13 protein-coding genes are annotated in these 14,368 nt (G+C 73.0%); 10 read left to right on the top strand and 3 right to left on the bottom strand.

Annotated elements, in window-relative coordinates; translation table 11 throughout:
- The first annotated feature begins 59 nt into the window (after positions 1-59).
- The 8 genes from DVA86_RS27295 (at position 60) to DVA86_RS27260 (ending at position 10,175) form a co-directional block, all read left to right on the top strand.
- A complete protein-coding gene (locus tag DVA86_RS27295; protein WP_208882279.1) occupies positions 60-971 on the top strand; it encodes a DUF6282 family protein in 912 nt (303 codons plus the stop codon).
- A 254-nt stretch (positions 972-1,225) separates the two neighbouring features.
- Positions 1,226-4,198 (top strand): FAD-binding and (Fe-S)-binding domain-containing protein, encoded by a 2,973-nt coding sequence (locus DVA86_RS27290; protein ID WP_245997757.1) that lies wholly within the window; start codon positions 1,226-1,228, stop codon positions 4,196-4,198.
- Between the two features lie 320 nt (positions 4,199-4,518).
- Positions 4,519-5,301, top strand: coding sequence for an IclR family transcriptional regulator (locus DVA86_RS27285; protein WP_208882275.1), 783 nt, complete (start codon positions 4,519-4,521; stop codon positions 5,299-5,301).
- A 156-nt stretch (positions 5,302-5,457) separates the two neighbouring features.
- On the top strand, positions 5,458-6,459 hold the full coding sequence (locus DVA86_RS27280) for an alpha/beta hydrolase (protein ID WP_208882274.1): 1,002 nt from the start codon (positions 5,458-5,460) through the stop codon (positions 6,457-6,459).
- Between the two features lie 17 nt (positions 6,460-6,476).
- The gene (locus DVA86_RS27275; protein WP_208882272.1) at positions 6,477-7,124 is read left to right on the top strand and encodes an ABC transporter permease; all 648 of its coding nucleotides are present in this window, start codon (positions 6,477-6,479) and stop codon (positions 7,122-7,124) included.
- A 2-nt stretch (positions 7,125-7,126) separates the two neighbouring features.
- Entirely contained in the window at positions 7,127-8,311 is a 1,185-nt protein-coding gene (locus tag DVA86_RS27270; RefSeq protein ID WP_208882270.1) for an ABC transporter ATP-binding protein, read from the top strand.
- 5 nt (positions 8,312-8,316) lie between these two features.
- Complete coding sequence (locus tag DVA86_RS27265; protein ID WP_208882268.1) at positions 8,317-9,132, top strand: ABC transporter permease; 816 nt, start codon at positions 8,317-8,319, stop codon at positions 9,130-9,132.
- Between the two features lie 35 nt (positions 9,133-9,167).
- On the top strand, positions 9,168-10,175 hold the full coding sequence (locus tag DVA86_RS27260; RefSeq protein WP_222623373.1) for a glycine betaine ABC transporter substrate-binding protein: 1,008 nt from the start codon (positions 9,168-9,170) through the stop codon (positions 10,173-10,175).
- A 17-nt stretch (positions 10,176-10,192) separates the two neighbouring features.
- Here the strand turns inward: DVA86_RS27260 and DVA86_RS27255 are convergent, their stop codons facing one another.
- Together DVA86_RS27255 and DVA86_RS27250 are read right to left on the bottom strand one after the other, a co-directional pair.
- Positions 10,193-10,783, bottom strand: coding sequence for an isochorismatase family protein (locus tag DVA86_RS27255; RefSeq protein WP_208882266.1), 591 nt, complete (start codon positions 10,781-10,783; stop codon positions 10,193-10,195).
- Between the two features lie 68 nt (positions 10,784-10,851).
- Positions 10,852-11,421 (bottom strand): ester cyclase, encoded by a 570-nt coding sequence (locus DVA86_RS27250; protein ID WP_208882264.1) that lies wholly within the window; start codon positions 11,419-11,421, stop codon positions 10,852-10,854.
- Positions 11,422-11,578: 157 nt separating this feature from the next.
- Between DVA86_RS27250 and DVA86_RS27245 the strand changes: the two genes are divergently transcribed.
- Entirely contained in the window at positions 11,579-12,268 is a 690-nt protein-coding gene (locus tag DVA86_RS27245; RefSeq protein ID WP_208882262.1) for a TetR/AcrR family transcriptional regulator, read from the top strand.
- 109 nt (positions 12,269-12,377) lie between these two features.
- Here DVA86_RS27245 and DVA86_RS27240 read toward each other — a convergent pair whose 3' ends face one another.
- Entirely contained in the window at positions 12,378-13,019 is a 642-nt protein-coding gene (locus DVA86_RS27240; RefSeq protein WP_208882260.1) for a LysE family translocator, read from the bottom strand.
- Positions 13,020-13,276: 257 nt separating this feature from the next.
- Here DVA86_RS27240 and DVA86_RS27235 point away from each other — a divergent pair, with 257 nt between their 5' ends.
- On the top strand, positions 13,277-14,056 hold the full coding sequence (locus tag DVA86_RS27235) for a hypothetical protein (RefSeq protein WP_208882249.1): 780 nt from the start codon (positions 13,277-13,279) through the stop codon (positions 14,054-14,056).
- Positions 14,057-14,368 lie beyond the last annotated feature (312 nt).

The raw sequence follows: 14,368 nt of genomic DNA, 5'->3' as shown, positions 1-14,368 counted from the left end.
GGTTGCTCCCCCGGCAACTACCGTTGCCCTCCGCGTCTCCCCCGGCGCAGCCTGGGCCCGTGTTCGACCTCCATGTGCACGCCGCACCCGATGTCACCCCGCGCCGGGCCGACGACCACGACGTGGTCGCGGCCTACGCGCGCGCGGGCTTCACCGGGTGCGTGCTCAAGGCCCACTACGAGTCCACTGTCGGACGCGCGGCCGCCGCCTCCCGCGCGCACCACCCGCTGCGCGTCCACGGCGGCATCGCCCTCAACCAGCACACCGGCGGCGTGAATCCGGCCGCCGTCGCCGCCTGCCTCGGCGCGGGCGGGCGCGTCGTCTGGATGCCCACCGCCGACGCGCACACCCAGCGTGACGCGGGGCTGCCCAGCCTGTGCGGGGCGCGTACGGACCTGTCCCGGCACGCGTACGCCGTGCCGCCGGTCGCCACCGGAACGGAGACGGGACCGTACGACGGGCGGGACGCGGGACCGTACGACGGGCCGGACGCGGGACCGTACGACCGGCCGGGCATCGCCGAGGACGTACGTGCCGTCTGCCGCATGGTCGCCGAGGCGGATGCCGTGCTCGCCACCGGGCACCTCAGCACGCCCGAGGTGCGCTGGCTGCTGGAGACCGCGCGCGGACTCGGCGTACGCAGGCTGCTGCTGACCCACCCCGGCTACACCGTCCCCGCCATGCCCGCCGCCGAGGCGGCCGAACTGGCCGGGCGCGGCGCGCTGGCCGAGATCACCACCTTCCAACTGCTGCACCAGCCCGGCATGACGGCGGCGCGGCTCGCGGCGTACGCCGCCCGGGTCGGCCTGGACCGGGTCGTCCTCTCCTCGGACGCCGGGCAGCCCGACTCCCCCAGCCCGCCCGAGGCGCTGGAACTCCTCGTCGACACGCTCGCCCGCGAGGGCCTGGACCGCGGCGCGTTGCGGGCGTGCGCGTCCGAACTGCCGGAGGCGCTGGTCACCCCGCGGTGAGCCGCGCGCCCCCGCGCCGTACGCGGCCCGCGCGCCTCGCCGCACCCGCCGTACGCCTCCCTGCCCCGGCACGCCCGCGCGTCCCCGGTCCCGCGCGCCCGCACCCCATTCCGTACGCACCGAAAGGCGGCCCCGCCGTGAGCAGCGCCCGCACCACCCCAGAGCCGTCCGAGCCGTACGAGACGGCCGCGGCGTACAAACCGGCCGCGTCGGCCGCGTACGAACCGGCCGCGTCGGCCGCCGTCGAGGCGGAGCTGCGCCGGACCGTACGCGGCCGGGTCTCGTTCGACGCCGGCACCCGCGCCCTCTACACCACCGACGCCTCCAACTACCGCCGCGCGCCCGGCGGTGTCGTCCTGCCGCGCGACACCGACGACGTCCTCGCGACCGTGGCCGCCTGCCACGCGCACGGCGTGCCGCTGGTGACGCGGGGCGGCGGCACCAGCGTGGCGGGGAACGCGTTCGGCGGCGGCATCCTGCTCGACACCTCCCGGCATCTGACGGACGTCGGGCCGGTGGACGCGGAACAGCGCACCGTACGGGTGTCGCCGGGGGCGGTATTGGACACCGTACGGAGCGCGGCCGCGCCGTACGGGCTCACATTCGGGCCCGACCCCTCGACCCACGCCCGCTGCACCGTGGGCGGCATGATCGGGAACAACGCGTGCGGCTCGCACTCCGTCGCCTGGGGCACCACCGCCGACAACGTCGAGTCGCTGGACGTGCTCCTCCCCGACGGCACCCGCATGACGGTCGGCGCGACGCCGCGCGACGAGCTGGCGCGGCTGGCGGCGCGCCCCGACCGTACGGGCCAGGTGTACGCCGGGCTGCGCGCGCTCACCGAACGGCATCTGGCGGAACTGCGTACCGGCATGCCCGAGTTGGCCCGCCGCGTCTCCGGCTACGCGCTGGACCGGCTGCTCCCGGAGAACGGCTGCCACGTGGCCCGCGCGCTGACCGGTTCCGAGGGCAGCTGCGTGGTGGTGCTCGGTGCGACGCTGCGGCTGGTCGAGGCACCGCCCGCCCGCGCGCTCACCGTGCTCGGCTACCCGGACCCGGCGACGGCCGCCGACGCCGTACCGGCGCTGCTCGCGCACGCCCCTCTGACGCTCGAAGGGCTGGACGCGACACTCGTACGGATGTGGCAGGCGCGGCAGCCGTCGGGCGCCGCCGTCGGGCTCCCGGAGGGAGCGGCCTGGCTGCTGGCGGAGACGGGCGGCGCGGACGACGCCGAAGCGGCGGCGCGCGGGCGGGCGTTGGCGGCGGCCGCCACGGGCGGGGACGGGCCGCGGCCCGCCGGTACGCGCGTGGTCACCGACCCGGCGGCGCGGCGGCGGCTGTGGCGCATCCGCGAGGAGGGCGCCGGGCTCGCGACCCGCCTGCCGGACGGCGCGGAGGCGTGGCCCGGGCTGGAGGACGCCGCGGTGCCGCCGGAACGGCTCGGCGCGTACCTGCGGGACTTCGAGCGGCTGATGGCCGCGCACGGCCGCCGGGGCGTGGTGTACGGGCATTTCGGCGAGGGCTGTCTGCACGTACGGATCGACTTCGGGCTGGCGGAAGGAGGCGCGGGCGGGGAGGGCGTCGCGGCGTTCCGCGCGTTCATGGAGGAGGCCGCCGGGATCGTCGCCGCGCACGGCGGTTCGCTGTCCGGGGAGCACGGCGACGGGCAGTCCCGCTCGGAGCTGCTGCCGCGCATGTTCCCGCCCGGACTGCTGGACGCCTTCGGCGAGTTCAAGTCGCTGTGGGACCCGGGCGGGCTGCTGAACCCCGGCGTCATCGTGCGCCCCTCGCCCCTGGATGCGGACCTGCGGCCCGCAACGGTCACGGGCTCCCGTACGGGCGCGGGCCCCCGTACGGACACGGGTCTCCGTACGGACACGGGTCTCCGTACGGGTGGGGTGCTGCCGGTGTTCGCCTATGCGGAGGACGACGGGAGCTTCCCGCGCGCCGTACGGCGCTGCGTGGGCGTCGGCAAGTGCCGCCAGACGGAGAGCACGGGCGTGATGTGCCCCAGCTACATGGTCACCAAGGAGGAACAGCACTCCACCCGCGGCCGCGCCCACCTGCTGTCCGAGATGCTCACCGGCGAACTCGTCACGGACGGCTGGCGCTCCACGGAGGTACGCGACGCGCTCGACCTGTGCCTGTCCTGCAAAGGCTGCAAGAGCGACTGCCCGGTGGGCGTGGACATGGCCACGTACAAGGCGGAGTTCCTGCACCACCACTACGCCCGCCGGCTGCGCCCCGCCTCGCACTACTCCATGGGCTGGCTCCCCCTCTGGTCCCGCGCCGCCGCCCTCGCGCCTCGCCTCGTGAACGCGGCCACGCGCGGCGGGCCGCTGGCCGCGCTCCTGAAGCGGGCGGGCGGGATCGCACCGGAACGGGCGCTGCCGGAGTTCGCGGAGGAACCGTTCACGCGGTGGTTCCGGCGCCGCGGGGGCGTGCGTTCGGGCCCTGCGGGCCCGGCGCGCCAGGCGGGCCCTGCGCGCCAGGCCGAGCGGCCGCCAGTGCTCCTGTGGCCGGACACCTTCGGCAACTTCCTCAGCCCGCGGGTGCCGCGTGCGGCGGTGGAGGTGCTGGAGGACGCGGGCTTCCGCGTCGTCCTGCCGCGCGGGCCCGTGTGCTGCGGCCTGACCTGGGTGTCCACCGGCCAACTGGGCGTCGCCCGCCGGGTGATGACCCGTACGCTCGCCGCGCTCGCCCCGGCCGTCGCGTCCGGTACGCCCGTGGTCGGCCTGGAACCCAGCTGCACGGCGGCGCTGCGCGGCGACCTGCCGCAGCTGCTGCCGGGCGCGCAGGCGGAACGTACGGCGGGCGCGGTGCACACGCTCGCCGAGTTCCTCGGCACGCACGCCCCGCCCGACTGGGAGCCGCCCCGCGTCAACCGCCGCGCGATCACCCAGGTCCACTGCCACCAGCACGCGGAACTGGGCTTCACCCCGGACGCGGACCTGCTGCGCCGCGCGGGCGTCGACCAGGAGCGACTGGAGTCCGGCTGCTGCGGGCTGGCAGGCAACTTCGGCTTCGAACGCGGCCACTACGAGGTGTCCCGGGCGGCCGGGGAACGCGTACTGCTGCCCGCCGTACGGGACGCGGCCCCGGACACGGTGGTCCTGGCGGACGGCTTCTCGTGCCGCACGCAGATAGAACAGTCCACGGCCCGCCACGCCCTCCACTTGGCGGAACTCCTCCGCCCTGCGCCACGCCCAAGCCCGTCCGACACGTGAAGCGGCCCTCAGCCACGCAATCAAGCCCGTCCGGCGATTGAGGACGGCCATCAGCCACAACGTGGCTGCGGCGTGCGGACAAATCCCCGCCCTTTCCAGCCCGTCCGGCGATTGAGGACGGACCCAAGCGGCCACCGGCCCGCCGGTGAACCAACGGCCCGCGGCCAAACGCACGCACATCGTGGCCAAGGCCGTCCTCAAACGCCGGACGGGCTGGGTTGGCCGTGGCTGAGGCCGCAGGCATCGGCCAGGGCCGAGGCCGGTTGCTCTGGTGGCAACGGGGGTTGTCCCCCGGCACAAACCCACGGCATGCTCCCCGCATGGCAACGGACAGTTCGTCGAGCCTTCACCGCACGCTCGCCATCCTGACGGCCCTAGGGTCCGACGAGGCGGCCGAGCGCGGTGGGCTCGGGGTGGTCGAGATCGCGCGGCGCGTGGGCCGGGAGAAGACCCAGGTCTCCCGCGCGCTGAAGGCGCTCGATCAGGTCGGCCTCGTCGAGCGGGACCGCGACTCGCTCGTGTACCGGCTGGGCTGGCGCGTGTTCACGATGGCAGTGAACGCCGGACGGCCGCGGCTGCTCGCCGAGGCACCCCCCGTACTGCGGAGCCTCGTCAACGTGCTCAAGGAGCGGGTGCATCTCACCGTGCTCACCGAGGACGGCGCGCTGACCGTGCTGTCGGAGAGCCCGATGCGCGCCGTTCAGGCGACGGGCTGGGTGGGCAGGGTGACCCCGCTGCACACCACGTCCTCCGGCAGGGCGCTGCTGTTCGACCACAGCGACGACGAGGTGAGGGCCCTCCTCGCGGACACCCCTTTCGGCGCCGGTGAGCCCGCCGCGCCGCGCGACGCGGAGGACTTCCTGGCCCGCCTCCAGCGGGCGCGGGAGCGGGGGTACGTCCTGGTGCAGGAGGAGTTCGAGGCGGGGCTGGTCGCCGCGGCGGCTCCCGTACGGGACTTCCGCGGGCGTGTCGTCGCCGCGCTCAACGTGTCGGGGCCCACGTACCGGATGGGCTCCGAGCTGGACCGGGCGGGCCGCGTGGTCTGTTCGGCGGCCCGGCAGGTCTCCCGCGCTATGGCGGGCCAGCAGCAGGCCACCGCGTAGCACCGCACGTAACCCCGCAACACGCGAAACCGCAACGCAACGCAACGCAACGCAACGCAACGCACCGCACCGCAAGGCACCGCACCGCACCACACACCCGTACAACCCAACGCGTAACCCATACCGCACACGACGCACCCCCGGAGGAACCACACCGTGCACACCCATGCCTTTCCCTTCTTCAGCAGCGGGCTGCGCCTCGACGCCGACCTGCACCTCCCGGACGACAACGGGGCGGGCGCGCCGTATCCGGTGGTGATTCCCGCCTCCGGCTACCAGGGCCTCAAGGTGATCCACCCCGAGCGTTTCGCCCGCGCGCTGACGGCCCGCGGCTATGCCGTCGTCGCCTTCGACTACCGCGGTTTCGGTACGAGCGAGGGCGAGCGCGGCCGGCTGGTGCCGCAGGAGTGGGCGGAGGATCTGCGGGCCGCCGTGGACCGGGCCGCCGCGGCGGAGCTGCTCGACGCGGGCCGTATCGCGCTGCTCGGCTGGGGCATGGGCGGCGGCGTGGTCGTCGCGGAGGCGGCGGATGATCTGCGCGTACGGGCGGTGGCGTCCGTCAACTGCATCAGTGACGGCACCCGTTCGACCCGGAACATGCACGACGAGGCCACCTGGAACAGCCTGCTGGAGCGGATCGCGGGAGACCGCGGGCGGCGGGCGGAGCGGGGCCGTTCGGAGATCACGTCGCCGTGGGACATCGTGCGGCTGGACCGCGACGGCCGGACGGACGGCTACGTGGGCGAGGAGCTGTACAAGGCGCCGGGCTTCGGTTCGGGCGTCTCGCTGGAGTCCGCGGAGATGCTTCTCCGTTTCTCGCCACAGAGCGTCGTGCACCGGATCGCACCGCGCCCGCTGCTCGTCGTGCACGGTGCCGAGAACGGGCTGCACCTCCCTGAGGAGGCGCGGGCGCTGTACGAGCACGCGCGGGAGCCGAAGCGGCTGCACCTCATCGAGGGGGCCGGGCACACGGAGTGGATGTTCGACGAACACCCCACGTTCCGCGCGCTGGTGGAGGAGCTGGACGCGTTCTACGCGGAGGCGTTCGCGCACGGCCCGGCTGCCCAGCCCGTACCCGCGCCCGCCGCGGCGCCGCACGCAAGCGCACCCGCATCCGCGCCCGCGCCCGCGCCCGCGCCCGCGACGGCCAACGCCTAGCCGCCGGACCGGCCGCCATGAACTTCTTCGAATTCCTCCAGGGGAACTGGACGGACGTCCTGGACGCCACGGTCGCGCACGCGCTCCTGGTGCTCCAGGGGCTCGGGCTGGCCGTGCTGATCGGGGTGCCGGTGTCGGTGCTGACGTACCGTACAGGCGCGCCCCGCGCCGCCGTGCTGGCCGTGGCCGGGCTGCTGCTGACGATCCCGTCGTACGCGCTGTTCGGGCTGCTCATCACGCCGCTCGGGCTGGGCAGCGGCCCGTCCGTGGTCGCGCTCACGCTGTACGCGCTGCTGCCCGTCGTACGGAACACGATCGTGGGACTGCGGGAGCTGGATCCGGCCGTCGTCGAGTCGGCCCGCGCGATGGGCATGGGCCGGGCGCGGGTGCTGGCGACGGTCGAACTGCCCCTGGCCTGGCCGGTGCTGCTCACCGGGTTGCGCGTGGCCACCCAGCTGCTGCTGGGCATCGCCGCCATCGCGGCGGCGGTGAACGGGCCCGGGCTCGGCAATCTCATTCTGGACGGCCTGGCCACCGCGGGCACGCCGTTCGCGATCTATCTGACCATCGAGGGCGCGGCGGGCATCGTGCTGCTGGCCGTGCTGTTCGATCTGGCTTACGCCGTCGTGAACCGACTCACCACACCCAAGGGACTCGGTGCCTGATCATGACCGAAAAGACTCCTGACGCGAACGCGAACGCCCACGTGGACCCCATGATCCGCCTCGACCGGCTGACGAAGCGCTACCCCGGCCAGTCCGAGGCGGCGGTGGACGAGCTGACGCTCGACATCCCCGAGGGGCGGATCGTGACGTTCGTCGGCCCGTCCGGTTGCGGCAAGACGACCACGATGAAACTCATCAACCGGCTGATCGAGCCCACTTCGGGCCGCATCCACCTGGACGGCAAGGACGTCACCGAGGTGCCCGCGCACCTGCTGCGCCGCCGTATCGGCTACACGATCCAGCAGGGCGGCCTGTTCCCGCACCGTACGGTGGCGGACAACATCGCCACCGTCCCGCGGCTGCTCGGCTGGGACAAGCAGCGCGTCACCGCACGCGTCGACGAGCTGCTGCGGCTCGTCGGCCTCGACCCGGACACGTACCGCCGCCGCTACCCCAAGCAGCTCTCCGGCGGCCAGCAGCAGCGGGTGGGCGTCGCGCGGGCGCTGGGCGGCGATCCGCAGGTGATGCTGATGGACGAGCCGTTCGGTGCGATCGACCCGTTGAACAGGGAGTCGCTGCAGAACGAGTTCCTGCGCATCCAGGCGGAGGTGCGGAAGACGATCGTCTTCGTCACGCACGACATCGACGAGGCCGTCCGTATGGGCGATCTGATCGCGATCTTCGCCGACAACGGCAAGGTGCTGCAGTACGACACCCCCGAACGCATCCTGGCCGACCCCGCCGACGGTTTCGTCTCCGACTTCATCGGTGCGGGCGCCTCCGTACGGAGGCTGTCGCTGACCCGGATGGACAGCCTGGAGCTGCCGGCGTGGCCGACCGTCGCGGAGTCCGCGGACGGCGAGCAGCGCCGTACGGCAGCCGCCCGTACGGAGCGCGATCACCTGCTCGTCCTGGACGACGACGACCGGCCGACGAGCTGGCTGCCGGTCACCGGCGCCGGGCGGGAGGTCGGCGGGGCGCTGCCGCTGCTGCGGGCGCTCGGTCCGGGCGACAGCCTCTTCGACGCGCTGGACCACATGCTGGCGGCCAACTCGTCGGTGCTGGCGGTGGTGGACGGCGACGGCCGGTACCGGGGCGTGGTGGAGATGGACTCCCTGCGCGCGCTGATCAACACGGTGCACGGGCGCGGCCGTACGGACGGCTCCGACCAGTTGCAGGAGGCGTAGCCGCGATGCCCGCATCCACGTCCACCGCACCGGCGCCGGCGCCCACACCCGCGCCCGTATCGGCGCCGACACGCGCGCCCGCGCGCCCGAGGCGCGCCGCGCTGCTGCGCTACGCCCTCACCCCGCTCGGGCTCGGTGTCGTACTGCTCGTGCTCGCCCTGCACGTCTCCTCGCAGCAGCGGGACCTGATCGAGGAGCGCAGCCTCAACTCCGAGTACCTGGTGAGCCGTACGGTCAAGCACCTGGAGCTCACCGCCGTCGTCACCGTCCTGATCCTGGTGATCGCCATTCCGCTCGGTGTGCTGCTGACGCGGCGCTGGGCGCGCCGTATCGCCGGGCCGGTGCTCGCCGTCGCGAGCATCGGGCAGGCGCTGCCGTCGCTGGGGCTCATCGTGCTGCTGGCGGTCGCCTTCGTCAGCCTCGGCGTGAACCAGATCGCGGTCATCGCGTTCGTCGCGTACGGCATCCTGCCTGTCCTCCGCAACACCATCGCAGGGCTCCAGCAGGTGGACCGCTCGGTGATCGAGGCGGCCGAGGGCATGGGGATGACGCGCGGGGCGGTGCTGTGGCGGATCGAACTGCCGCTGGCCGTACCGGTGATGCTCGCGGGCGTCCGTACGGCGCTGGTGATCACCGTGGGAACGGTCGCGCTCGCCACGTTCATCGGGGCGGGCGGGCTCGGCGACGTCATCTCGAACGGGATCAGCTCCAGCCGCAACCTCGTCCTCGTCACCGGCAGCGTGCTCGTCGCCGTACTCGCCCTGTTCATCGACTGGCTGGCGGGCATGGCCGAGGACTTCCTGCGGCCGCGCGGCCTGTGACGCATCCGGACACGGAAAGGAAGGTGGTGCACGCCGTGCGCACCCCAAGGACAACCCCACGGCGGCTCGCGGTGCTGCTCGCCCTGGCCGCCGCACTGGCCGTGCCCGCGCTGAGCGGCTGCTCCGGCGCGGCGGGCGACACCGGTTCGGTCGGCGCGCGCGAGCTGCGCGGCGGGTCGCTGGCGAAGGACTTCGACCTGGACGGCGCGGAGTTCACGGTGGGCTCGAAGGAGTTCACGGAGCAGAAGATCCTCGGCAAGATCATGATCTACGCACTCCGCGCGGCGGGCGCCCGTACGGCCGACCAGACCGGCCTGAACGGCTCCGCCATCGTGCGCGGCGCGCTCAAGAGCGGCGACGTGGACATGTACTGGGAGTACAGCGGCACCGGCTGGACCCAGTTCCTCGGCCACGACCGGCCGGTGCAGGGGTCGAAGCGGCAGTACGAGGCGACGGCACGCGAGGACGCCGAGAAGCACGGCATCGAGTGGCTCGGGCCCGCCCGGTTCGGCAACCAGTACGCCATCGCGCGTGCGGGCGACGCGGACGGGCCCGTGGGCGAGGTGGAGAAGCTCAGCGACCTGAAGCGGCTCGGCGAGGAGCACCCGGACGAGCTGACGCTGTGCGGTGCCTCGGAGTTCCTGGACCGCGAGATCCGGGCGCTCCAGAAGACGTACGGCGTCTCGTTCCCGTCGCCGCAGGTCTACCAGAACGCGCTCGCCCTCAACTACGTCAACGTGGCGAAGGGCAGCCCCTGCCGGCTCGCCGAGGTGTTCACGACGGACGCCCGCCTGGAGTCCCTGGACCTGAAGGTACTGACGGACGACAAGGGCCACTTCACGACGGAGCTCGCGGCCCTCACTCTCCGCGAGGACACCCTGCGGAAGCACCCTGAGCTGCGGGAGCTGGCGGAGCGCCTGGGCCGCGAGCTCACCAAGGAGACGGTCATCGACCTCAACGCGATGGTCGACCTGGACGGCAGGACACCGGACGAGGCGGCGCTGCGCTTCCTCCGCGAGAACGGGTTCATCGCGAAGGGGTAGTCGGCGGGCGGGGCTGTTCAGCCGGGCGGGGCGAAGGCGACGTCGGCGGCGTGTGCGGCGATCTCGGCCCCGTCGCCGAGCGCCCACTCGGCCACCCGCGACACCATGGCGGCCGGGACGGGCCCACTGATGCCGGGCGCCGCCGGGATGTTCTGCGTGGCGTGCGCGTCGTGCGGTACGACGACGCGGTGGCCGCGCGCCAGCGCCGTACGGGCCGTCGCGCTGACGCACATCTCGGACATCACACCGCACACGGCCAGGTCCCGTACGCCTGCCGCGTCGAGGAGTCCGCCGAGCGGCGTGCCCGCGAAGCCGTCGTCCTCCGTCTTGCGCAGCGCCGTCTCGCGCGGGCTTTCGGCCACCGGCAGGTACAACTCCCAGCCGGGCGTGTCCGGTTCGTCGTCCGCGCCCGGCGGGCCGTCGTTCTGGAGGTGGACGACCAGCGAGCCTGCCGTACGCGCCCGCGCCACCAGGTCCTCGACCCGCGGCAGCAGCCGGGCCGCGCCGGGCACGGCGGCCGTGCCGGTGACGAACGCCGTCTGCACGTCCACGACGATCAGGGCCTGAACGGGTGCGGGCGGTAGGGGTGGCGCGAGCGCGGCGGTCATGCGGTGAGTGTTGCGTACGGGTGTCCCGTACGGCACGGGGTTTTCCCGCGCCCGTGAACGCCGTCCGGTCAGCCGGTGAGGTCGGGCGGGGTGGTGCCGAGCAGCCGCGGGTCGGGCTTGCCGCCGGACTTCGACATGGCGCCCTTGAGCACTCGGGCGAGCTTGAGCAGGCCCGTGGGCTTGCGCTTGTCGAGGCCGCCGACGAGCTGTCCGAGGATGGTGAGCTGGTCGAAGTAGATCCGCTCGGTGACGAGGTTCTCGTGCTCGTCGAAGACGAAGTACGCCGTCATCCGGGTGCGGTGCGTGCTGCCGGTCGGCGGGATCGCGCCGAGTGGACCGTTGTGGGTGCCCAGCAGCCAGAACTCCACGATCACCGCGTCCGCGCTGTGCCGGAGCGCGATCAGCTCGTGGTGCTGGTCGGGGAACGCGACGCGGGTGTCGTGGTAGTACGCCCGGACCTCGCCGTCGCCGTCGTGGACCTGCATCGGGGCGATCAGCTCGTAGCGCGGGTGCGGGAACGTCGAGAGCGTGGCGTCCCAGTCCTGGCGCACCTCGTCGCGGAAGTGGTCCAGAACCAGCTTCTCCCGGGCGCGCAGGACGTCTTCGGGCGGCAGGGTGAAGCGCGGGGGAAGGGACATGGCGAGGCTCCTCAGCGACTCGGATCAGCGGCTCGGACCGGGGGCGGCAGCGCATCGGCCCCAGTATTTTACCCACGCCGTGGGTTAATGCCAGGGACGGGACGTCCCCGCCGTCTGCACCATGCCGTCTGCACGCTGCCGCCTGCACAATGTCGCCATGACCCGCGCGCAAGCCCCGGCCAACGCCGCCCGTCGAGGCCGCCCGCCGAAGGGCGCCACCCGGCTCTCCCGGGAGTCGATCGTCGACGCGACCCTCCGCGTCATCGACGCCGAAGGCGTCGGCGCCGTCGGCATGCGATCCGTCGCGAGGCTCCTGGGCGTGGACGCCAAGAGCCTCTACAACCACGTGCACGGCAAGGACGGGCTCCTGGACGCCGTCGCCGAACATCTCCTGAGCGGGATGGAGATCCCGGCCCGCACCGGTGACGTACGACTCGACCTGCGCGCCATCGCCGACGCCTTCCGGGACAGGGCACTCCGCCACCCCGAGGCCGCGGCGCTCACCCTCACGCGCCAACTGGCCTCGCTCGAAGGGCTTGCGCCCACCGAAGCGCTGCTCTCCGTGCTGCGCGACGCCGGCTGCCCGCTCGAGGAGTCCGTACACCTGCTGCGCGTGTTCGTCGCCACCCTCGTCGGCACGCTCCTCCGGGAGGTCCACGCCGGCCAGGCCTTCGGCGTCGGCGACAGCGCCGTCGCGGCGCGCCGGCAGACCCTGGAGCGGTCCGGACTTCCGAGGACGGCCGAGGCCGCTCCCCATCTGGCGAGGTTCGACAGGTACGCGGAGTACGAGTACACGGTCGGCACGGCCATTGAGCTCATGCTGTCGCGGGCTTCGCGGCCTGGGTAACGCCCTCCGGCGGGCGGCGCGCCCGGAGGATCAGCGCGCCGGCGCCGCCCGTTGGGGCTGACCGGCCCCGACCCCGGCCTTCGGTCCCGCGCCGTCCGTCCCCGCGGCCTCAGTCGTTGCGCCCGGTCGCCGCCACGCTCACGCCCAGCCCGATCATCGTCAGCCCGCCGGCGCCCCCGATCACCGCGAGGCGGCGCGGTGAGCGCGCGAACCAGTTGCGCGCGGTGGCCGCCGCCAGCCCCCACACGCTGTCGGAGGCCAGCGCGATCGCGTTGAAGACCAGGCCGAGCACCAGCATCTGCGCCGCCACGTGCCCGGCGCCGCGGTCCACGAACTGCGGCAGCACGGCGGCGAAGAACACGATCGTCTTCGGGTTGGCGACGCCGACCGCGAACCCCTCCCAGAACGTACGCAGTCCCCCCTGCGCCGCCGGACCCTCCCCCGCGAACGCCGCCTGCAGCGAACCCCGCTGGCGTACGGCCCTGACCCCCAGGAACACCAGGTACGCGCCGCCCGCCAGCTTCAGCGCGGTGAAGACGAGCGCCGAGCGCTCCACCACGGAGCCCACGCCGAGGGCGACGGCCGCCACGAGGACGTACGCGCCGACCGTGTTCCCCACGACGGTCGTGAGCGCGGCACGGCGCCCCTGCGCGAGCGCCCGCCCGACCACGAACAGCACGCTCGGTCCGGGGACGACGATGAGCAGGAACGACGCCACGGCGAAGGCGAGGAGACGGTCGGTGGGCACCATGCGGTCACGTAAGCACGTACGCGCGGCACGCCGGTAGCGGTTTTCCGCGCCTCGCCGCATCACACGCGTCCCCGGCGTGACTTTTGATCAGGCCCCGTCCCGGGTGTCCCGTACCGACCGCGACTGTGTCATCACTCCGTAACCGCCCTTCCCCCGGCGCGGTGATGTTGACCAGAGTGGTGCTCAGACCAAGAAAGCGCAGCGGCCGGGGAGTTGGGCGGCTGGCACCGAGCACCTCATCTGGGGGGAACCACACCATGCTTCGCACTCACGCTCGCAAGACCGTCCTCACCACCGTCGCCCTCGTCGCGACCACCGCCATGATGACCGCCTGCCAGGACAGCAGCAGCGACTCGGACAGCAAGAAGTCGAAGGGCTCCTCGTCGTCGGAGCAGGAGACCGGGGGCGGCGACAGCGCGAGTGACAACGATGGCACCCAGGCGAACTCGGCCGAAAAGCCGGGCAAGAAGGGCGGCAAGGGCGTCAGCGGCACCTGGTTCGGGACGGTCTCCTACCTCGCCCCCGGCAAGTACACCGTGACGGACATGAAGGACCAGAAGCAGCAGTTCTTCACCTCCACGACCACCAACATCCAGGGCGCGGGCGACATCTGCGGCGACGAGAACGGCCAGGCCGCCACCAAGTGCACCGAGGCCCAGCTCGAAGCGGCCGCCAAGAAGGGCGTCTCCGCCAAGGTCCAGATCAAGAACGGCACCGCGGTCAGCATCATCGACGACCGCTCGGGCGGCGGCGACAACTCCGGCGGGGACAAGGGCGTCAGCGGCACCTGGTTCGGGACGGTCTCCTACCTCGCCCCCGGCAAGTACACGGTCAGCGACATGAAGGGCAAGGAGCAGGCCTTCTTCACGTCCACGACCACCAACATCCAGGGCGCGGGCGAGATCTGCGGCGACGAGAACGGCCAGGCCGCCACCAAGTGCAGCGAGACGGAGCTCGAGGCCGCCGCGAAGAAGGGCGTCTCCGCCAAGGTCCAGATCAAGGACGGTACCGCGGTCAGCGTCATCGAGGACCGCTGAACCGGCCACTGAACCGGCCACTGAACCGGCCGCTGCCGGATCACTGACCGTCGCACCGGCCTGCCGGCCCCGGCGGCTCCGCGGAGCCGCCGGGGCCTCGATGTCAGTACGTGGTCCTGAAGCAGGTGATGACGCTGGCCCATGCGCAGCAGCCGTCGTCCATCACGGTCGCGGTGTCCTCGGTCTCCGGAAGCTCCTGGAGAAGTTCGACGTCGTTGGCCATGGCCTGGTCCTTTCCTGGTGGCGAGTGGACTGACGGCCGTGCCGTCAGCCCGTGTTGACGTACGTGTTGCTGTTGCTGTTGCTGTTGCT

Source organism: Streptomyces armeniacus, from assembly GCF_003355155.1.
Classification (GTDB): domain Bacteria; phylum Actinomycetota; class Actinomycetes; order Streptomycetales; family Streptomycetaceae; genus Streptomyces; species Streptomyces armeniacus.
Note: the sequence above shows the minus strand (reverse complement) of the source record. Positions and strands in the feature narration are given on the sequence as shown.